Raw genomic sequence first — 20,458 nt, 5'->3', positions numbered from 1 at the left:
CCAGAGCATGGGATCGCAGGCGATTCGAGCATTTGATATGGATCAAGGCTTGTCGTCGTCCTTCCACGGCGCCGACAAATAACGCGTGCGGTTGAAGGTCTCCAGCCACTCGGGGCAGAACACCACCAGCGAACTGATCACCATGCCGTTGATAAACGCCTCGGGAAAAATGATCAGCCACAGGTAACCGACAAAATCCTCCAGCCATTCCGGCATCGCAAAACGCTCGTCGAACCACAACAGCCCCAGCCCCACCAGCAGGCAGAGCAACGCCGAAAGCCCGGCGGCCAAAAAGCCCGAGCAAAAGATATACACAAAGGGATTACGCGGTTGCGCCCGCTCCACCAGGATCGCGCAGCCTTCGGTGACCAGCACCGGCAACAGAATCAGCAACGCGCCATTGACCCCCATCGCGGCCAGGTCCTGACGCCCGAGCAGCACCAGCCCCACCTGCGCCACCAGCCCGCCGACAATCGCCAGCGGCCAGTCCAGCAATAACGTCACCGCCGTCATGCCGATAACGTGGTAAGAAACGCCGGTGTTGAAGTCCCGTCGCACCAGCCAGAGGACGAACAACGCGAACACCGTGCCGAACAGCAAATGCTGGCGTCGACGGTCAGTGAACAACTCGACCCACGGTGCCCGCGCAACAGCCCAGATCAGCACCGGCACATAGATCAGCCAACCGACCGTGAGGGTTTCGGGCGACAGCAATGCGGCACCGATCATCGCGGCAGGCACTCCCGCGGCCACAACGGTACAAAACCCGGTAACCCTGCGAAGCAGACGTTCACTTCAGACTCCTTGTCGAACCGAAACAAGTCCTCAGTCTACACCGCCCTGCGCGCGCCCTTCGACCTCAGGCCCAGTGGCGTGGATCGCTCATCACCGCCTCATGCTCGGCGAACAGCCGCGGTAACTCGGCCTTGAGAAAGTCCACCCAGGTTCGGACCTTCGCATCAAGAAAGCGCCGCGACGGGTACAGCGCGTAGACATTGCGCTCACGCGGGCGATAGGCCGGCAGCAGACGCAGCAACGTGCCGTCGTTCAACGGCCGGGTCGCGGTGTAAAACGGCAACAGACTCACCCCCATCCCCGCTTCGGAAGCCTTGACCATCGACTCGGCAACATTGCACTGAAACGTCTTCGCCGGGCTGACGTGATGCTCACCCTGCTCGTCGTGGAACACCCATTGATCGCTGTACAACGGATCGAGCATGCGCAAACAGCGATGATCGTTCAGTGCCCGCGGGTTGCCTGGCACACCCTGGCGTTGCAGGTACTCCGGGGAGGCGCAGGGCACGCTGTAAATCTGCCCGATGACCTGCGCGACAAACTGCGAGTCGGCCAGCTCATGGGCAATCGAAATCACCACGTCATGGCCTCCTTCCAGCGGATCCGGATTGCGCTGTGACAGGGTCAACTCAAACACGACATCAGGATAAAGCTCAGTGTATCGAGCGATCAGCGGCGTGATCAGTACACCCAGGCCATGCATGCTGTGAACCCGCAACCGACCGCTGGGCTTGAGATGAGCACCACGCGCTTCGGCCGTAGCCTCTTCCATCTCTTCGAGTATTTGCCGACTGCGCAGCAAAAAGCGCTCACCGGCCTCGGTCAGGCTCAAGCGCCGGGTGGTGCGTTGCAGCAGACGCGCCTGCACATGCTGCTCCAGATCCGCGACCAATCGGGACACTTGCGCGGTCGAGAGCTCAAGTGCGTCGGCAGCGGCGGTAAAGCTGCCGCTGTCCACTACGCGGACGAACACCCGCAAGTTATTGAGCAAATCCATAGGCCCTCCTCGGGCACTGACTGTTGCGTTTCACGTAAGGCTGCATCAGGCGTTTGCCCCTTTATTGGTAGCGGGCAAGGCATAGACTTCAATCATCGGAACCCACACGGAGCACACAAAAATGAAAACCTTGATCAGCCTGTTTCTGACCGTTTTCGCCACTTGCGCCATGGCCGCCGGCAACGAACCCACCACTGCGTACAACCCGGCGCAACCGCTGGACATCGCCAAGGTAGTATCCGTGACAAACACCGCCACCGCCTGCGACGTCGTGCCGGCGACCATGGTCTACATCGATCATCAAGGCCAGACCCATCGCGTGACTTACCAGGTCATGGGCAGCTGCACGAGCGACCTGTGATCGCTGGCTCGCTGCACGACTCAAACGACCATCCGTTTCGCCTGCAAGGCCAGATCATGCAGCCCGGCCAAACGCGCCATGATGCGCTCGACCACCTCGACCCGGGCCAGCGCACCACTTTGCAGTTCGTCCATCGAGTGCAACGCCACTTCGGCCTTTTCCAGACCCAGACGCGTTGAACCGGCCAACTGCTCGATACCTTGACGCGCATGCTCGGCGGACTGTTCCAGGCCCGTCGCGATCTGCCTGATCTGCGCACTGGAATCCGCCGCCTGACGTGACAGATTGCGCACTTCGTCTGCCACCACCGCAAAGCCTCGACCATGACTGCCTGCCCGTGCCGCCTCAATGGCTGCGTTCAACGCCAGCAGATTGGTCTGGCGGGAAATGTCCTGAATGCTGCCGACAATCGCACCGATGCGCATCGACTGACCGCCGAGTTCATCGAACACTTGATCCAGACGTTGCATGTACAGGTTCAAGTCCCCCAGCACACTGGCCGAAGACTGCATGCTCAGCGCACTCGCCTTCACCCGCTCGCCGGCCGTGCGCGCCAGTTGATTGGCAAAACGCATGTCTTCCTCGGTTTGCAGCACCGACTCGGTCAATTGCTCCAGCGTGAGGTGCACGGCCACACCGGGCCATTCGCGCTCAGGTTGCACTGCCGGGGTCGGGGGCTCGATCAGCACCACGCTCGGCTCGGGCACTTCAAACTCACTCGGTGGCGTCACTGTCACCGGTGGCTGTCGACGATACAGCGCCGCAGCAAACAGCAACGCGAGGTTTATTCCGCCAGCCAGCAGCAGCCGCTCGTTATCGCCCCAGGCCAACATCACAGCGCCCACGCCAGCAATCATCAACAACACACCCGCACCGATCTTGCGCGGCCCGCGTTCTTGCGCGCCCGTCATAGCAGCGTCCAGGTGTAACTGAGGATCAAACGGTTTTCGTCAATATCGCTGCGGTAATTGGAACGCGCCATGGCATTGCGCACGCGTATCCCGAGACCTTTGAGAGTGCCGCTCTGCAGCACATAACCGAGATCGAGATCGCGTTCGCGGTCCTTGCCTTCGAAACCCTTGCCGGTGTCGACGTTGTTGCCGGTGATGTAACGCACGGTGCTGGTCAGCCCCGGCACCCCGAGGGCGGCGAAGTCGTAGTCATAGCGCGCCTGCCACGAGCGTTCGTCGGTGTAGGCGAACTCGTAGGTCGGCACCTCGTTGCCCAGCGGCGAGATGTTGGCGAAGACCCGTGGGAAGGCGCTGTCGCCATACATCCCCTGATAACCGACATAGAACGTGTGGCCGCCACGCTTGGCCGACAGCAATGAAAAGAACGCCCGGTTGTCGATGGTGCCCAGCAATTTTTTGCCATCCTCACGGGAGTCGTAGTAGCCGAGGTTAGCGCCCAGGGTCCAGTCGCCCAACGGTTCGCTGTGTTTGAGACCGAGGAAGCGCTGGTTGTAGATATCTTCCAGTTGCCCGTACCAGGCGCTGACCGAGGTGCGTTTGTCATTAAAGGCGTAATCGGCGCCCGCGAAGTTGAAGCCGTCACTGCTGACCTGACGCTGCGGCACATGCCCGAGCATGGCTTGCATTTTTTCCTCGCCGGACTCGTTGCGCAGGCTGGTTGAACGCAGATGCCCGGCCTGCAAGGTCAGGCCGTTGATCTCGTTGGAGCTGATGCTCGCCCCTTGGTAGCTCGGCGGCAGCAAACGGATATCGCTGAAGGCCAGCACCGGCAGGTTGGGTTGCAACTCACCGACCTTCAACTCGGTTCTGGAGTAACGCAGCTTCAACGCACCGGCCAGACGACTGTAGTCATCCGCCGCGCGCCCATCGCTCTGTACTGGCAACAACCCGGTGTTGACCCGGTTCGGACTGCTGTCGAGCTTGAGGCCGAGCAAGCCCAAGACATCCACACCGACACCGACGGTGCCTTGGGTGTAACCGGATTTGACGTTAAGGATGAAGCCTTGGGCCCACTCCTCGGCCTTCGACTGTTTGTTGGCCCCGACGATGTCGGAGAAGTCCCGACTGAAGTAGTAATTGCGCGCCTGCAACGTGGCGCTGGTGTCTTCGATAAAACCGCTCTCGGCGGCCATCAGGCCACTGGAAAAACCCGAGGCGACCGCCAGAGACATCGTTGAACCGAGTGTGGATAGAATCTGTTTCATCACATTTCTCTTATTTTTATTGATCGACAGGTGGTGAAGCGCAATAGGGATGTGGAGTACGGTCGCCGACGAACTCAGCGCGTCACCTCCAGCGTATTGCTTGCCTGAGTGACAGGCGCGGGACGCCGGACGCTCAACAACAGGTGCGTGAGCATGCCGAAAATCAGCCCCCAGAAAGCAGCGGACAAACCGAACAGCGACATGCCCGACGCAGTGGTGAGAAAGGTCACCAGCGCCGCCTCGCGGTCACCCGGCACCGCCATCGCACTGGCCAATGCCCCGGCAATCGCGGCGAATAACGCCAGCCCCGCCAGTGCTGCAATCAGCTCTTTGGGAAAGGCTGAAAACAGCGAAACCAGAGTGGCGCCAAAGATCCCCAGCAGCAGGTAACAGAGCCCGCCCACGACTCCGGCGACATAGCGTTTGCGCGGATCTTCATGGGCCTCGCGCCCGGTGCAGATAGCCGCGGTAATCGCCGCCAGATTCAGTCCATGACAGCCGAACGGTGCCAACAACGCGGTGCCCAACGCACTGCTGGCAATAATCGGGCTCGCGGGCGTGGAATAGCCGCTGGCGCGCAACACCGCCATGCCCGGAACGAACTGCCCGGTCAGCGCCACCATCACCAGCGGCAAGGCAATATTCAGGGTCGCGCTCAGACTGAACGCGGGCGTGATCCACACCGGTGTCGCGAAACCGATCACCAACGCTTCGCGGTGCAAGTCACCCGCGAGCAAGGCGATCGAGCAACCGACCAGCAGCACCATCAACACCGCATAACGCGGCATCACCCGCTTGCAGATCAGGTAAGTGGCAAACATCGCCAGCACCAGCATCGGTTTGCCCTGCAAGGACACGAACAACCCGGTACCGAAGCGGAACAGAATCCCTGCCAGCATTGCCGCTGCAATGGCTGCGGGCAGTTGGCTGATGATCCGGTCAAAGGCGCCCGACACGCCGACCAGAAATATGATCAGGCTACTGACCAGATAAGCACCCACCGCCTCGTGCATGGAAATCCCCGGCAACAGTGCCACCAGCAACGCCGAGCCCGGCGCCGACCACGCAATAATCACCGGCACGCGGTAACGCAGGCTCAAGCCAATACCGAGCACAGCGCTGCCGATGGAAATCGCCCAGACCCAGGACGACAGTACCTCCTGCGAGAGGTGCGCGGTCTCAGCGGCCTGAAAAATGATCACCAAGGGACCGGCATAGGAAATCACCGTGGCGATAAATCCGGCGACCGCAGCAGACAGGGAAAAGTCATGGAACAACGCTTTCATGGAACCTCGCCGCAAGACTCATCAGGCGATCCGTGGCACACGGCCGGTGGTCGCTGTTGTTCGGGGACATCAATGGATTGGCAAGCACGCAGGGTTCAGACGCTGGTCGGCGCCAGTCTCGAGGTGACGCCTTTGCTGCTGCGTTGGCTGCTGATGGCAAACGCGACCATGGCGATGGCGGCGACCGCCCCCGGCAAGGCGAACGCCATGAAGTTCAATTGCAGCGGCAGACTGATCCCCAGCAACGCACCGCCCAGCAGCGGGCCGACGATGGCCCCATTGCGACCGATTCCCGAGGCCCAGCCCAAACCGGTGGAACGAATGGCCATGGAATAGAACTGTGCGGCGCAGGCGTACAACAGGATCTGCGAACCGATGGTGGTGGCACCGGCAATGGCGATCAGCAGGTAGAGCACCGGTGTCGGGCTGTTGAAGCCAAGCAAAGTGATGGATACGGCGGCGATGGCGAAGAACACCGCCAAGACTCTCGGCAGGTTGAGTTTGTCACCCAACACGCCGCCGCCGACCGCGCCGAAGATGGCACCGAAATTCAGCACCAGCAGGAATGACAGACTCGACCCCAGGCTATAACCGGCGTTGGCCATCAGTTTCGGCAGCCAGGAGCTCAAGGCATACACCATCAACAGGCAGCAGAAAAACGCCAGCCACAACATCAGCGTGCGCATCGCCCGGCCTTCGCGGAACAGCTGCAAAACCGGGGTGCCTCGGCCCTTCACTTCTGTCATGTGCAATTGATCGGTGGCTTGCGCAACATAAGCCGGGTCAACCCGTTGGAGAACGTTGCGCGCCTGTTCATTGCGGCCCTGACGCAGCATGAAGCCCACCGATTCGGGCAAGAAGTACATGATCAGCGGCAACAGCAGGAACGGCACAATCGCCACATAAAACACCGACTGCCAGCCAAAGCTCGGGATCAGCACGATGCCCAGCCCGGCCGAGAGCATGCCGCCCACCGAGTAGCCGCTGAACATGATCGCCACCAGGGTGCTGCGGATTTTTTTCGGCGCGTACTCGTTCATCAGCGCCACCACGTTGGGCATCACCCCGCCAATCCCCAGCCCGGCAATGAACCGGCAAATGCCAAATTCAGTGGGGTTGCCGGCAAAACCATTGAGCACGGTAAAACCGCTGAAGAGCATCACGCACAGGGTGATGGCTTTTTTGCGGCCGATCTTGTCCGACAGCGGGCCGAAAAACAGCGCCCCGAACATCATGCCGAACAGTGCATAACTGCCTAATGCACCCGCCTGCAGCGGGCTCAGCCCCCACTCCTTCATCAGCATCGGCAACACCACGCCGTAGATCACCAGATCGTAACCGTCGAAGATGATGATCAGGGCACACCAGCACAGCACCCTCCAGTGAAAGCGGTTGAAGCGTGCGTTGTCGATAACCTCATGTACGTCGATCGTGCGCATGGCATCTTTCTCTTGTTGTTGTTTTTTTAAGAGCATCGGTAACGCGGTAAACGTCCGTACAGCCGAGGGTAGGGACGCTTGGCGCGCAGCAATATCCGATTTACGCAGATCGCTATCCGTTTTGTGCAGTATCCCGAACCGGGCTTTGGGGGAAGATCGCCGGAGGCATGCAACGATGAAGACACGGGAAGTTTTTCCTCTCCGACAAACTGTCTTCTTTGCGATCGCATTTGAACGCTAAGCTTGGCCTATGGATGACTCAGATTATTTGCGCCTGCTGACCATCGCGGCCGAGCAAGCCAACGCGTTCCTTTCCAATGCCCGCAAATGGGAGCGTGAGCGTTGGGTTTGCCAACGCCTGCTGCAAGGCTTGAACATTCCCTACCGCGTCGACGAATTCACCCCTGCCGGTGAACCGCCGGACGTACTGTTTCGCGAGGCGAATTTCGAGGTGTTCTTCGTGCTCGACGAAGGTCGACGGTTGAATGACGAGTGGCGCGACGAACTGCAACGCCGGCGCAGTGCGTTCTCGCTGAGCCAACTGGTGCGCCGCGAAGCCAAGCCCAGGCGTATTCCAGCCAACGAGTTCTTGCTGAGACTGGCACCGACCCTGCGCAAAAAAGCGCACAACTACAAAGAACGGGGGATGGACCTGGGCGAACTGGACATCATCGCTTTCGCCAGCCTCAAGCGCGAAGTGCTCGACCTCAACAGCCATTTCCCGCCGCCCACCGAATACCTGCGCCAGGGATGGCGCTCGTTGTCACTGGTCGGCCCGACCTTCGCCCGAGTGCTGTTTGCCCATCCCGATGCACCGGACTTTTTGCGCAGCAATCTGGGACGCAGCATCCTGTTCGACGTCGGGATCAGCCTATGAACCCACTACAGCAATTGTTGGCGCCCCCACTGTAGCTTCTATACATTTAGCAACGTCTACCTGACGAGGCCCTATATGACCAGCCGCCTGAAACCCGACGACCAGCAGCATGTCGAAGAGTACCTGCAACTGTCCCAGAACCGAGTCGAGCGCCGGCCTTTCCGGCCGTGGATGCTCCTCGTGGTGGTATTGGCAGTGACGATTGGCCTGGGCCTGCTGAGCCGACTTATCAGTTACCTGACGCTATGAGCTGCGTGGCGCTCGCTCGGGTAATTGCAGCACCGATTTCCTTTAGCCTTGCGAGATATCCCCATGACTCATCGTATTGTCATCGTTGGCGGCGGCGCCGGCGGTCTGGAGTTGGCTACCCGTCTGGGTAAGACTCTGGGCAAGCGTGGCACGGCCAGTGTGATGCTGGTCGACGCGAACCTGACGCACATCTGGAAACCGCTGTTGCATGAAGTAGCGGCCGGTTCCCTGAACTCTTCCGAAGACGAACTCAACTATGTCGCCCAGGCAAAATGGAACCACTTCGAGTTCCAACTGGGGCGCATGAGCGGGCTCGATCGTGCACAGAAGAAAATCCAGCTGGCCGCCACCTACGACGAAAACGGCGTGGAACTGGTACCGGCACGCGAGGTGGGTTACGACTCGCTGGTGATTTCGGTCGGCAGCACCACCAACGATTTCGGCACTCAGGGCGCAGCGCAGCACTGCCTGTTCCTCGACACCCGCAAACAGGCCGAGCGCTTCCACCAGCAATTGCTCAACCACTACCTGCGTGCCCACGCCGGGCAATCCGATGCAGTGCAACAGATCAGCGTGGCCATCGTCGGCGCGGGCGCCACCGGCGTCGAACTGGCGGCGGAACTGCACAACGCGGCCCACGAACTGGCGGCGTACGGCCTGGATCGGATCCTTCCGGAAAACATGCACATCACCCTGATCGAAGCCGGCCCACGGGTGTTGCCTGCCCTGCCGGAGCGGATCGGCGGCCCTGTGCATAAAACCCTGGAGAAACTTGGGGTCAAGGTGCTGACCAACGCAGCGGTCAGTGAAGTCACTGCCGATGCGCTGATCACTGCCAGCGGCCAGGAGATCAAGGCCAGCCTGAAAGTCTGGGCGGCCGGGATCCGTGCGCCGGGTTTCCTCAAGGACATCGACGGCCTGGAAACCAACCGGATCAACCAGCTGCAAGTGCTGCCGACCCTGCAAACCACCCGCGACGAAAACATTTTCGCCTTCGGTGACTGCGCGGCCTGCCCGCAACCCGGCACCGATCGCAACGTGCCGCCACGTGCGCAAGCCGCACACCAACAAGCCTCGCTGCTGGCCAAATCGTTGAAACTGCGCATCGAAGGCAAGCCGTTACCAACGTACAAGTACACCGATTACGGTTCCCTGATCTCGCTGTCGCGTTTTTCGGCTGTGGGTAACTTGATGGGCAACCTGACCGGCAGCGTAATGCTTGAGGGCTGGCTGGCGCGGATGTTTTACGTGTCGTTGTACCGCATGCACCAGGTCGCGCTGTATGGACCGTTCCGCACGGCGATGCTGATGCTGGGGAGCAAGATTGGTCGCGGCACTGAACCGCGGCTCAAGCTGCATTAAGATCCTCTCGTCCGTTAATTGATCGTTCCCACGCGCGGGAACGATCATTTGTCGCGATCCTGGATTTCAGCAGACAAAAAAAATCCCCGTATCTTTCGATACGAGGATTTTTAATATGGTCGGGGTAAGGGGATTCGAACTCCTGACATCCTGCTCCCAAAGCAGGCGCGCTACCGGACTGCGCTATACCCCGGTAAAAAAGGCACCCTTTAACAGAGCGCCTTATTCGATCAGTGCTTTTGGCCTCTGATCTTAAGATTCGATTCCAGCGCTAACTGGTTTCAAAAATGGTGGGTCGTGTGGGATTCGAACCTACGACCAATTGGTTAAAAGCCAACTGCTCTACCAACTGAGCTAACGACCCAAAAATGGTCGGGGTAAGGGGATTCGAACTCCTGACATCCTGCTCCCAAAGCAGGCGCGCTACCGGACTGCGCTATACCCCGGTTTGAAATTGGCTCCGTGACCAGGACTCGAACCTGGGACCCAATGATTAACAGTCATTTGCTCTACCGACTGAGCTATCACGGAACTACATATTTCAATTACAACTGTGAAGCTTGCTTCACCTCTTCTACCCGTTCGCATCGCTGCGTTCGTGTGTCTGAGGCGCGCTATTCTACAATCTTAAACACCTCTGTCAACCCCCTAAATTGCTTTCAAGACAATGATTTGCAACTTATTTCAGATTTCTCCTTGGGGAGAAGAAACCGCTGGGGCGACTTACTGCGGGGCGCACTTTACAAGCCTTTTCCTTACAGTTCAACACCCTAAGAAAAAAAAGGCCCCGCGATGCGGGGCCTACTCCATTACCGTGCAACAAACGCTCAGTTGAAAACGATTTCGTCGTTCGCAACGGTGGCCGTCACGGTAGTGCCTGGCAGGAAACTGCCGGCCAGAATCAGCTGTGCCAGCGGGTTTTCGATCCAGCGCTGGATCGCTCGTTTGAGCGGCCGTGCGCCATAGACCGGGTCGTAGCCCACCGCAATCAACTTATCCAGTGCCTCGCTGCTCAGCGTCAGTTTCAGCTCACGCTCGGCCAGACGGCTGCGCAGGCGACCCAACTGGATCTCGGTAATGCCGGCAATCTGATCCCGCGCCAACGGCTCGAAAATCACCACTTCGTCGATCCGGTTGATGAACTCCGGACGGAAGTGCGTCGACACCGCATCCATTACCGCCGCACGTTGCGCTTCACGATCACCGACCAGTTCCTGGATCTGCACCGAGCCCAGGTTGGAGGTCATGACGATCACCGTATTGCGAAAATCCACGGTGCGCCCGTGACTGTCGGTCAGGCGGCCATCTTCCAGCACTTGCAGCAGCACGTTGAACACATCCGGGTGGGCCTTCTCGACCTCGTCCAGGAGGATCACCGAATACGGCTTGCGACGTACCGCCTCGGTCAGGTAACCGCCCTCCTCGTAGCCCACGTAGCCGGGTGGCGCACCGATCAGCCGCGCCACGGAATGCTTCTCCATGAACTCGGACATATCGATCCGCACCATCGCCTCTTCGGTATCAAAGAGGAACTCGGCCAAGGCTTTGCACAACTCGGTTTTACCGACACCGGTCGGGCCGAGGAACATGAACGAACCGCTTGGGCGATTCGGATCGGACAACCCGGCACGCGAACGGCGCACGGCGTTGGCCACCGCCACCACGGCTTCGTTCTGGCCAATCACGCGCTGGTGCAACAGGCTTTCCATTTTCAGCAGTTTGTCGCGCTCGCCTTCAAGCATTTTCGACACCGGAATGCCGGTCCATTTCGACACGACTTCGGCGATCTCTTCTTCAGTCACCTTGCTGCGCAGCAACTGGTTTTCACTCTTGCCATGCTGGTCGACCATTTGCAGGCTGCGTTCCAGGTCCGGGATCACCCCGTACTGCAACTCGGCCATGCGGTTGAGGTCGCCTTTGCGGCGGGCGGCTTCCAGTTCCTGACGGGACTGTTCGATTTTCTGCTGGATCTGCGCCGAGCCCTGTACTTCGGCTTTTTCCGAGGCCCAGATTTCTTCCAGATCAGAATACTCACGCTCGTGCCGGGCAATTTCTTCCTGGAGCTTTTCAAGACGCTTCTTCGCCGCTTCGTCGTCTTCTTTCTTCAGCGCCTGAGATTCAACCTTCAGTTGAATCAAGCGCCGCTCCAGACGATCCAGCACTTCCGGCTTGGAGTCGATTTCCATGCGAATGCGGCTGGCCGCTTCATCGATCAGGTCGATAGCCTTGTCCGGCAACTGACGGTCAGTGATGTAGCGATGGCTCAACTTGGCCGCCGCAATGATCGCGCCGTCGGTGATCGCCACCTTGTGGTGAACTTCGTAGCGCTCTTTCAGGCCACGCAGGATCGCGATGGTGTCTTCTTCGCTCGGCTCGTCCACCAGGACTTTCTGGAAGCGCCGCTCCAGGGCCGCGTCCTTCTCTATATATTGGCGATACTCGTTGAGCGTGGTCGCGCCAACGCAATGCAGTTCGCCACGGGCCAGCGCCGGTTTGAGCATGTTACCGGCGTCCATCGAGCCTTCGCCTTTACCGGCGCCGACCATGGTGTGCAGTTCGTCGATGAACAGGATGATCTGACCTTCCTGCTTCGACAGCTCGTTGAGCAGAGATTTCAGGCGTTCTTCGAACTCGCCACGGTACTTGGCACCGGCAATCAGCGCGCCCATGTCCAGCGACAGCAGGCGTTTGCCTTTCAGGCCATCCGGCACTTCGCCGTTGATGATGCGCTGGGCCAGGCCTTCGGCGATCGCGGTTTTACCCACGCCAGGCTCACCGATCAGCACCGGGTTGTTTTTGGTGCGGCGCTGCAGCACCTGGATGGTCCGACGAATTTCGTCGTCACGGCCGATCACCGGGTCGAGCTTGCCTTCTTCGGCGCGCTTGGTCAGGTCGACAGTGTATTTGTCCAACGCCTGACGCGATTCTTCGTGATTGGCGTCATTCACTGCTTCGCCGCCACGCAGGTTGTTGATCGCGTTTTCCAGGGCTTTTTTGCTGACGCCCTGACCGAGCAGCAACTTGCCGAGCTTGCTGTTCTCGTCCATGGCGGCGAGCAGTACCAGCTCGCTGGAGATGAACTGGTCACCCTTTTGTTGAGCCAGGCGATCCGCCTGGTTGAGCAGACGCGCCAGGTCCTGCGACATGTTCACGTCGCCGGTGGGATTCTGGATTTTTGGCAGACGGTCGAGCTCTTTGCTCAACTCTTTGCGCAGGCTGTTGATGTCAAAACCCACTTGCATCAGCAACGGTTTGATCGAGCCGCCCTGCTGCTCCAGCAGCGCTTGCATCAGGTGCGCAGGTTCAATACCCGGATGGTCGAGGCCGACAGCCAAGGATTGGGCGTCGGACAAGGCTAACTGCAATTTACTGGTTAAACGGTCTATACGCATTGGTCACCTTCCTTTGAGCAGGCCGGAGCGATGGACACACCTAAATAGAGAAACCTGCCAGATACCCCACTAGATGCGGTCAATTCTGGAAGATTCAAGCAGCGTTTGATTGACGCAGATCAGATAAGTCTAGCGTTCGAGCCAGACCAGGGAAGCAAACCGACCGGTGCGCGGACTGCGGCGGTAAGAGAAGAAGCGTGGATCGGTCACGGTGCAGAAGCCGCCACCGTAAACAGCAGTAACACCGCAGGCTGCCAGGCGCAGGCGCGCCAGCGTATAGATGTCGGCCATGAACTTGCCGGTGTTATGGCTCGGGACGAAGGCCTGATCGGTTTCCGCGAGTTGCCGGACAAAGGCTTCGCGAACTTCCGGGCCGACTTCGAAGGCTTTCGGGCCGATAGCCGGGCCGAGCCAGACGAGCACCTCGGCAGGATCTACGGCCAGGCTTTCGACGGTGGCCTCCAGCACACCCGCTGCCAGACCGCGCCAACCGGCGTGAGCGGCAGCGACACGTGTGCCGGCGCGATCACAGAACAAGGCCGGCAAACAGTCGGCCGTCATTGCCGCACAGGCGATACCCGGCGTGACAGTCCAGCTGGCGTCAGCCGTCGCAACCGTCGCAGGGTCCGCATGGGCCACGGCAATGCCGTGAACCTGTTGCAACCAGGCCGGTTGAATAGAGAAATGATCGGTGAGGCGACGGCGGTTCTCGGCAACCGCTTCAGGGTTGTCGTCGACGTGATCGCCCAGATTGAGGCTGTCGAACGGCGCCAGACTGACGCCGCCCGCCCGGGTGGTGACACAGGCTTTTACCCCGGCCGGCGCGGGCCAGTCAGGAATCAGCCAGTCAATCATCCGATGAACGCCTCACGGTCTTGCTTGAGCAGCGACAGCAACCAGACGAAATCATCCGGCAGTGGCGACTCCCAGCTCATGCGCTTACCGGTGGTCGGATGATCCAGTTCCAGGAAACGCGCATGCAGCGCCTGACGCGGGAAATGTTTCAGCGATTCAACCATGGTCACACTGGCTGCCGGCGGAATACGGAAGCGACCGCCGTAGGCAGGATCTCCGACCAACGGGAAGTTGATGTGAGCCATGTGCACGCGAATCTGGTGCGTACGACCGGTTTCCAGCTTGACCCGCACGTGCGTGTGGGAGCGGAAACGCTCAAGCACGCGGTAATGGCTGACCGCCTGCTTGCCACCTTCCATCACCGCCATGCGCTGACGTTGCTGGCCGTGACGACCGATCGGCGCGTTGATCTTGCCACCGGCGGTGACCACGCCGATCACGATGCATTCGTAGATCCGGCTGACGCTGCGGCTCTGCAACTGCGTGACCAGTTGCGTCTGCGCCTGAATGGTCTTGGCCACCACCATCAGACCGGTGGTGTCCTTGTCCAGACGGTGCACGATACCGGCGCGCGGCACATTGATGATGTCCGGCACGTGGTGCAGCAAGGCATTGAGCAAGGTGCCGTCGGCGTGACCGGCGGCAGGATGCACCACCAGGCCCGCAGGCTTGTTGATCACCAGGATGTCGTCATCTTCATAGACGATGTCCAGGGCGATGTCCTGAGCGACCCATTCTCCTTGAGCTTCCTGCTCGGCAGTCAGCTCAAGGATGGCGCCGCCGTGGACGATGTCTCGCGGGCGGATAACCGCTCCATCCACAGTCAGGCGGCCGTCTTTGATCCAGGCGGAAAGGCGCGAGCGCGAGTGCTCAGCGAATAATTGTGCGGCGACTTGATCGAGGCGTTGGCCGCCCAGTTCGGACGGCACCTCTGCGCGAAGTTCAATTTTATCGGACATGCTCAGACTAGGCGTCGGCTACAGCCTTTGGTTTCGGCTGCGCGCTTGTGGTTAAATACGGCGTCTTTTGCCCCGAGGCTTTTCAACGGGGCACTCATCATAACAGGACGGCCCCGCCCAAGACAGCGGCCGTCATAGGGACGCAAGCCGCCATGCAAGTGAAACACCTGCTGCTGATCGCCATCCTCGCATTGACCGCTGCTTGCTCATCGAAGGAAGTCGTCGACGAAAACCTGAGCGAGGTCGAGCTATACCAGCAGGCCCAGCACGATCTGGATAATAATAGCTATACCAGCGCCACCGCCAAGTTGAAGGCTCTGGAATCGCGTTATCCGTTCGGTCGCTACGCAGATCAAGCTCAACTCGAACTGATTTATGCGAACTACAAGAACGCCGAGCCGGAGGCTGCCAAGTCTGCCGCCGAGCGTTTTATCCGTCTGCACCCGCAGCACCCGAACGTCGACTACGCGTACTACCTCAAGGGCCTGACCTCCTTTGACCAGGACGTCGGCCTGCTGGCGCGCTTCCTGCCGCTGGACATGACCAAGCGTGACCCGGGCGCCGCACGTGACTCCTACAACGAGTTCGCCCAGCTCACCAGCCGTTACCCGAACAGCCGCTACGCGCCAGATGCCAAGCAACGCATGATTTATCTGCGCAACCTGCTGGCGTCCTACGAGATTCACGTAGCCGACTACTACCTGACCCGTCAGGCGTATGTCGCAGCGGCCAACCGTGGTCGTTATGTCGTGGAAAACTTCCAGGAAACCCCTTCGGTCGGTGACGGCCTGGCGGTGATGGTCGAGTCCTACCAGCGCCTGCATCTGGACGAACTGGCCAACACCAGTCTCGAAACCCTGAAGCTCAACTACCCGAACCACCCGACCCTGGTCGACGGTCAGTTCGTGCCACGGGTGGCCGAAGCCGACAACCGTTCATGGCTGAGCAAGGCCACTCTGGGCCTGATCGAATCCCGTCCACCGCTGCCGCCGGGCGAAACCCGCGCCAACCAGGACGTGATGAAGCAGTTCCAGGATGCCAAGGACGCGATCCCTGCCGAGCTCAAGCCTAAAGAAGGCGATGCGGTTGAAGAACAGCCGCACGAGGCCAAAGGCAACAGCAGCGACCGCTCGTGGTTCAGCCGCCTGACCTTCGGTGTGTTCGACTGACACCCTGAGGTGCCAAAAAGGGAGACTTTCGAGTCTCCCTTTTTTATTCCCGTTTTTTGTGCAGCACTTATTACGCTGTGCGCCTGTCATGTCCTTGGCTAAACTGCTGGATCATCAGTCAAAAAGCAGCTGCTCACCATGTTTGGTAAATTGTTCTGGATCGCCTTGATTGTTGCGGCGGTATGGTACTGGCGCAAGTCCAAGAGACAGGCATCCGCGCCCAAATCTCCTGCCGAGCTGGAAGCGGCGCCCATGGTCCGCTGCGCCCATTGCGGTGTACACCTGCCACGCGACCGCGCGCTGAGACTTCAACAACAGTGGTATTGCAGCCAGGCTCACCTTGAGCAAGGCCCGAGTTCACGTGATCGCTGAGATCTCGAGTCTCGGCGACAAACAGGCCCAGCGACTGCTGCGCCTCTATCATTTCTACCGTTTAAGCATCGGCCTCCTTCTGGTGCTGTTGATCTCCAGTAACATGGACAACCAGTTGCTGGAGTTCACCAACGACGACCTGCTGCGCACTGGCAGTTGGTTGTACCTGATTCTGAATATCCTGCTGGTGGTGTTTGCAGGGAACCCCAGACAACCTGTACAGATCTTCAGCCTCACGCTGGCTGACATCCTGCTGCTGTCAGTGCTGTTCTATGCCGCTGGAGGCGTCCCCAGCGCCATCGGCAATCTGCTGATTGTGTCAGTGGCGATCGGCAATACACTGCTGCGCCGGCGCATCGGCCTGCTGCTCGCGGCGGTCGCCGCCATCGGCATTATTTCCCTGACGTTTACCTTGAGCGGCAACCACCCGAACGGTGCCAACCACTATTTGCAAGCCGGCACCCTGGGCGCCCTGTGCTTTGCCGCTGCCTTGCTGGTGCAAGGCCTGACCCGACAACTGGAGGTCAGCGAGAGTCTGGCCCAACAGCGCGCCAGCGAAGTGGTCAGCCTGGAAGCGCTCAATGCGCTGATCCTGCAACGCATGCGCACCGGCATCCTGGTGCTCGACAGTGAGCGCCGGGTTCAGTTGGCCAATCACAGCGCCTTGAGTCTGTTTGGCCAGACACACCTCGACGGCCAGCTCATCGACGATTATTCGACAGCCCTGGTCGAGCGCCTGCAACTCTGGTTCAACAACCCGACCTTGCGCCCGCAAAGCCTGAAAGTCGCCCGTACCGGCCTGGAACTGCAACCGAGTTTCATTGCACTGGGCCTGAACGAACAACGTCAAACCCTGGTATTTCTCGAAGACCTCGCCCAGGTCGCGCAACAAGCACAGCAACTCAAGCTTGCAGCACTGGGCAGGCTGACCGCAGGCATTGCCCACGAAATCCGCAACCCATTGGGTGCCATCAGCCATGCGGCGCAGTTGCTGAACGAGTCTGAGGAACTGATCGGCGCCGACCGGCGTCTGACGCAGATTATTCAAGACCACTCCCAACGCATGAACCGAGTGATAGAAAACGTCCTGCAGCTTTCACGCCGCCAGCAATCCGTGCCGCAACGGCTCGACTTGAAACCGTGGCTGGAGCAGTTCGTGCGAACGGTGTGCGAAGGTGCGACAGATCGTCAGCAGATTCATCTGAGCATGGGCGCAGGGCCTTTCACCACCTTGATGGACCCTGACCAACTGGCTCAGGTGCTCGATAACCTGCTGCGCAATGCCTGGCGCCACAGCGCCCTTGCACACAAGGAGGCCGAGGTCCGGCTCACGCTCTTTATCGACCCCGACAGCCAGCTTCCCACCCTTGAGGTGCAGGACAACGGCCCCGGCGTTTCCGCGGAGCAGCAAGCGCATTTGTTCGAACCGTTCTTCACCACCAGTAGCCAGGGTACTGGCCTGGGTCTCTATCTGTCCCGTGAGCTGTGCGAAAGCAACCAGGCCCGCCTAGACTTCAAACCACGCCAAGGCGGCGGCTGCTTTCGCATCACCTTTGCTCACGGACGGAAACAAAGTTGAAGACAAGCCCACGGCAAAAAGTCCTGATCGTCGATGACGAACCGGATATACGCGAACTTCTGGAAATCACCCTCGGCCGAATGAAACTCGACACGCTGAGCGCGCGCAATGTCGGCGAAGCGCGGTCGTTGCTGGCTAAAGAGCGGTTCGACCTGTGCCTGACCGATATGCGGTTGCCCGACGGTACCGGCCTGGAACTGGTTCAGCACATTCAGCTGACCCACCCATACGTGCCCGTGGCGATGATCACCGCTTATGGCAGCCTCGATACCGCCATCAATGCGCTGAAAGCCGGGGCCTTCGACTTCCTGACCAAACCGGTGGACCTCACCCGACTGCGGGAGCTGGTGGTCAGCGCACTGCGTTTGTCGGTCGTGGGCGACGCTGCCAGAGCCATCGATCGCCGGTTGCTCGGCGACTCAGTGCCCATGCGCAACCTGCGCACACAAATCGACAAACTGGCGCGCAGCCAGGCACCGGTGTACATCAGCGGCGAATCCGGCAGTGGAAAGGAGCTGGTCGCCCGGCTGATTCATGAACAAGGCCCACGTAGCAGCCAGCCGTTTGTGCCGGTCAACTGCGGGGCGATTCCGTCCGAATTGATGGAAAGCGAGTTTTTCGGTCATCGCAAAGGCAGTTTCAGCGGCGCCATCGAAGACAAACCCGGGCTGTTCCAGGCGGCTAACGGCGGGACGTTGTTTCTCGATGAAGTGGCCGACTTGCCGCTGGCAATGCAGGTCAAATTGCTGCGCGCGATTCAGGAAAAGGCAGTACGCAGCATCGGCGGGCAGCAGGAAGCCATCATCGATGTGCGAATACTCTGCGCTACCCACAGGGATCTGGACGCCGAAGTGGCCGCTGGGCGCTTTCGGCAGGATTTGTACTATCGGCTGAATGTCATCGAGTTGCGCGTCCCGCCGCTACGCGAGCGCCGTGACGACATCGAGCTGCTGGCCAGTCATGTGCTCAAGCGTCTCGCGGCAGTCAGCGGCTTGCCGGCCGCCCATCTCCAGCCACAAGCCCTCGATGCACTCAAGCATTACCGCTTTCCGGGCAATGTCCGTGAGTTGGAGAACATGCTCGAACGCGCGTACACCCTGTGCGAAAACAAGCAGATTGAAGCCAGCGACCTGCGCCTGACTGACGGCAATTGCAGCGCCGATACCGGCTTGCCGGACCTGACGAAAATCGACAATCTTGAGCAGTATCTGGAGAACGTTGAACGCAAACTGATTCTCCAGGCCCTCGAAGAAACCCGCTGGAACCGCACAGCGGCGGCCCAGCGGTTGAACCTGTCGTTTCGGTCGATGCGTTACAGGCTGAAAAAGCTGGGGCTGGATTGAAATCGCTGGGTATCGGCGCGGCTTTTTTGCGGCTGCTACGCAACCGAGCGGGAGCAAGCTCCCTCGCCACAGTCTGTGCTTTTGCCTGAAGGACTAGATTCGTCCGGTCGGCGCATAAGGCGCCGGATCGATAACCGGCTCGCGCCCCAGCATCACATCCGCAAACAACTGACACGACGCCGGCGCCAGTACCAACCCGTTGCGGTAATGCCCACAATTGAGCCATAACCCGGCAAATCCGGGCACTGCGCCAATATACGGAATCCCTTCCGGCGACCCCGGCCGTAGCCCCGCCCAATGCCCGACCACCTCGGCCTCGGCCAGCGCCGGAATCAGCTCGACCGCCGAGGCCTTGAGGCTTTCCAGCGCGGACTCGGTCGGCGTCTTGTCGAACCCTTCGTGTTCCAGCGTGCTGCCGATCAGGATGTGCCCGTCTCGACGCGGAATGGCGTAACGGCCCTTGGCCAGAACCATGCTCGACAGGAAGTCCGAGGCGCACTTGTAGAGAATCATCTGCCCCTTGACCGGCTCGACCGGCAGATCCAGGCCCAGGGTTTTCAGTAAGTCACCGCTCCAGGCACCGGCGGTCAGTACCACCTGATCACCATGGATCGGGCCTTTTGAACTCTCGACGCCCACCACCGCGTCGCCTTCACGAATGAACGCGCTAACCTCGCACTGTTCATGAATGGTCACGTTGGGCAGCGCCAGCAAGGCCGCCTTGAGAGACTTCACCAGTCGCGGGTTACGCACGTTAGCGACATCAGCCATGTAGATTGCCCGCGAGAACCCCTGCCCCAATACCGGCACGGCATCGTGAGCAGCCGAGATATCCACAGGGCTCAGCGGACGATTTTCACGTTTTGCCCAGGCCAGCGCCTCAGCCTCGTCATCCAGATCCAGCCAGTACAGGCCCGTGGTGTGCACCTCGGGATCGACTCCGGTGCTCGCAAACAGACGTTCTGCCAGTTGTGGGTAAAAATCCTGGGACCAGTGGGCCAATGCGGTGACCGCCGGGCTGTAGCGCCACGGGTACAGCGGCGAAACGATGCCACCACCGGCCCAGGAAGATTCCTGCCCCACGTTCGAGCGATCCAGCAGGACCACGCTCTGCACGTGCGACGCCAGATTAAACGCGGTCAGCAGGCCGATCACCCCACCGCCGACAATCACCACTTGCTGTTGCTTGGCCATCATCTGATCCAACAATAAAAAAGACAGGGGGCGCCAAACGCGCCCGAAGAAAG

17 protein-coding genes, 4 tRNA genes and 1 pseudogene are annotated in these 20,458 nt (G+C 59.8%); 8 read left to right on the top strand and 14 right to left on the bottom strand.

All coding sequences use genetic code 11. The annotated features are described in order from the left end of the window. Positions 1-42: 42 nt before the first annotated feature. Entirely contained in the window at positions 43-729 is a 687-nt protein-coding gene (locus tag HK44_RS08385; protein ID WP_019691649.1) for an energy-coupling factor ABC transporter permease, read from the bottom strand. A gap of 130 nt (positions 730-859) precedes the next feature. Further along, positions 860-1,792 (bottom strand): LysR family transcriptional regulator, encoded by a 933-nt coding sequence (locus tag HK44_RS08380; RefSeq protein ID WP_019691648.1) that lies wholly within the window; start codon positions 1,790-1,792, stop codon positions 860-862. A gap of 121 nt (positions 1,793-1,913) precedes the next feature. Between HK44_RS08380 and HK44_RS08375 the strand changes: the two genes are divergently transcribed. Next, positions 1,914-2,153 carry a DUF2790 domain-containing protein gene (locus HK44_RS08375; RefSeq protein WP_019691647.1) on the top strand — a complete coding sequence of 80 codons (240 nt, stop codon included), beginning with the start codon at positions 1,914-1,916 and terminating at the stop codon, positions 2,151-2,153. A gap of 20 nt (positions 2,154-2,173) precedes the next feature. On the opposite strand, the pseudogene HK44_RS30465 reads toward HK44_RS08375, so the two are convergent. The 4 genes and pseudogenes from HK44_RS30465 to HK44_RS08355 all read right to left on the bottom strand — a co-directional run. Further along, positions 2,174-2,566: pseudogene (locus HK44_RS30465) on the bottom strand (methyl-accepting chemotaxis protein); the annotation flags it as partial. A 494-nt stretch (positions 2,567-3,060) separates the two neighbouring features. After that, positions 3,061-4,329: an OprD family porin gene (locus tag HK44_RS08365; RefSeq protein ID WP_019691645.1), complete on the bottom strand. Its 1,269-nt coding sequence runs from the start codon at positions 4,327-4,329 to the stop codon at positions 3,061-3,063. A 74-nt stretch (positions 4,330-4,403) separates the two neighbouring features. After that, positions 4,404-5,615 (bottom strand): benzoate/H(+) symporter BenE family transporter, encoded by a 1,212-nt coding sequence (locus HK44_RS08360; RefSeq protein WP_019691644.1) that lies wholly within the window; start codon positions 5,613-5,615, stop codon positions 4,404-4,406. Between the two features lie 95 nt (positions 5,616-5,710). Continuing rightward, entirely contained in the window at positions 5,711-7,054 is a 1,344-nt protein-coding gene (locus tag HK44_RS08355; RefSeq protein ID WP_019691643.1) for an MFS transporter, read from the bottom strand. Between the two features lie 250 nt (positions 7,055-7,304). Here HK44_RS08355 and HK44_RS08350 point away from each other — a divergent pair, with 250 nt between their 5' ends. The 3 genes from HK44_RS08350 to HK44_RS08340 all read left to right on the top strand — a co-directional run bounded on the left by HK44_RS08350 (position 7,305) and on the right by HK44_RS08340 (position 9,542). Further along, positions 7,305-7,931 (top strand): DUF1780 domain-containing protein, encoded by a 627-nt coding sequence (locus HK44_RS08350; RefSeq protein ID WP_019691642.1) that lies wholly within the window; start codon positions 7,305-7,307, stop codon positions 7,929-7,931. Between the two features lie 75 nt (positions 7,932-8,006). Further along, complete coding sequence (locus tag HK44_RS08345) at positions 8,007-8,180, top strand: DUF3094 family protein (protein WP_019691641.1); 174 nt, start codon at positions 8,007-8,009, stop codon at positions 8,178-8,180. Between the two features lie 63 nt (positions 8,181-8,243). Beyond that, a complete protein-coding gene (locus HK44_RS08340; RefSeq protein ID WP_019691640.1) occupies positions 8,244-9,542 on the top strand; it encodes an NAD(P)/FAD-dependent oxidoreductase in 1,299 nt (432 codons plus the stop codon). A gap of 116 nt (positions 9,543-9,658) precedes the next feature. Here HK44_RS08340 and HK44_RS08335 read toward each other — a convergent pair. The 7 genes from HK44_RS08335 to rluD all read right to left on the bottom strand — a co-directional run bounded on the left by HK44_RS08335 (position 9,659) and on the right by rluD (position 14,748). Continuing rightward, a tRNA-Pro gene (locus HK44_RS08335) sits at positions 9,659-9,735 on the bottom strand. A 95-nt stretch (positions 9,736-9,830) separates the two neighbouring features. Further along, positions 9,831-9,906 (bottom strand) — tRNA-Lys (locus tag HK44_RS08330). Positions 9,907-9,911: 5 nt separating this feature from the next. Next, a tRNA-Pro gene (locus HK44_RS08325) sits at positions 9,912-9,988 on the bottom strand. Between the two features lie 9 nt (positions 9,989-9,997). Continuing rightward, positions 9,998-10,073 (bottom strand) — tRNA-Asn (locus tag HK44_RS08320). A gap of 296 nt (positions 10,074-10,369) precedes the next feature. After that, positions 10,370-12,934, bottom strand: a complete 2,565-nt coding sequence (gene clpB, locus HK44_RS08315; protein WP_019691639.1) for an ATP-dependent chaperone ClpB — start codon at positions 12,932-12,934, stop codon at positions 10,370-10,372. A gap of 129 nt (positions 12,935-13,063) precedes the next feature. Next, on the bottom strand, positions 13,064-13,789 hold the full coding sequence (gene pgeF / locus HK44_RS08310) for a peptidoglycan editing factor PgeF (RefSeq protein ID WP_019691638.1): 726 nt from the start codon (positions 13,787-13,789) through the stop codon (positions 13,064-13,066). Then, positions 13,786-14,748 (bottom strand): 23S rRNA pseudouridine(1911/1915/1917) synthase RluD, encoded by a 963-nt coding sequence (rluD, locus tag HK44_RS08305; RefSeq protein ID WP_019691637.1) that lies wholly within the window; start codon positions 14,746-14,748, stop codon positions 13,786-13,788. The genes pgeF and rluD overlap by 4 nt, the downstream gene beginning before the upstream one ends. Before the next feature lie 152 nt (positions 14,749-14,900). On the opposite strand from rluD, the gene HK44_RS08300 reads away from it, so the two are divergent. The 4 genes from HK44_RS08300 (at position 14,901) to HK44_RS08285 (ending at position 19,211) form a co-directional block, all read left to right on the top strand. After that, positions 14,901-15,917 carry an outer membrane protein assembly factor BamD gene (locus tag HK44_RS08300; RefSeq protein ID WP_019691636.1) on the top strand — a complete coding sequence of 339 codons (1,017 nt, stop codon included), beginning with the start codon at positions 14,901-14,903 and terminating at the stop codon, positions 15,915-15,917. Between the two features lie 138 nt (positions 15,918-16,055). Then, entirely contained in the window at positions 16,056-16,289 is a 234-nt protein-coding gene (locus tag HK44_RS08295; protein WP_019691635.1) for a PP0621 family protein, read from the top strand. Continuing rightward, entirely contained in the window at positions 16,279-17,868 is a 1,590-nt protein-coding gene (locus tag HK44_RS08290; RefSeq protein ID WP_019691634.1) for a sensor histidine kinase, read from the top strand. The genes HK44_RS08295 and HK44_RS08290 overlap by 11 nt, the downstream gene beginning before the upstream one ends. Then, positions 17,865-19,211 carry a sigma-54-dependent transcriptional regulator gene (locus tag HK44_RS08285; RefSeq protein WP_019691633.1) on the top strand — a complete coding sequence of 449 codons (1,347 nt, stop codon included), beginning with the start codon at positions 17,865-17,867 and terminating at the stop codon, positions 19,209-19,211. Before HK44_RS08290 ends, HK44_RS08285 begins: the two co-directional genes overlap by 4 nt. Positions 19,212-19,304: 93 nt before the next feature. On the opposite strand, the gene thiO is transcribed toward HK44_RS08285, so the two are convergent. Beyond that, positions 19,305-20,405: a glycine oxidase ThiO gene (gene thiO, locus HK44_RS08280; protein ID WP_019691632.1), complete on the bottom strand. Its 1,101-nt coding sequence runs from the start codon at positions 20,403-20,405 to the stop codon at positions 19,305-19,307. Between the last annotated feature and the right edge of the window lie 53 nt (positions 20,406-20,458).

The sequence above is a fragment of the Pseudomonas fluorescens HK44 genome (assembly GCF_000217955.3).
Taxonomy (GTDB): domain Bacteria; phylum Pseudomonadota; class Gammaproteobacteria; order Pseudomonadales; family Pseudomonadaceae; genus Aquipseudomonas; species Aquipseudomonas fluorescens_AQ.
The sequence above is the reverse complement of the archived record's forward strand: the minus strand, read 5'-3'. Positions and strand labels throughout refer to the sequence as shown.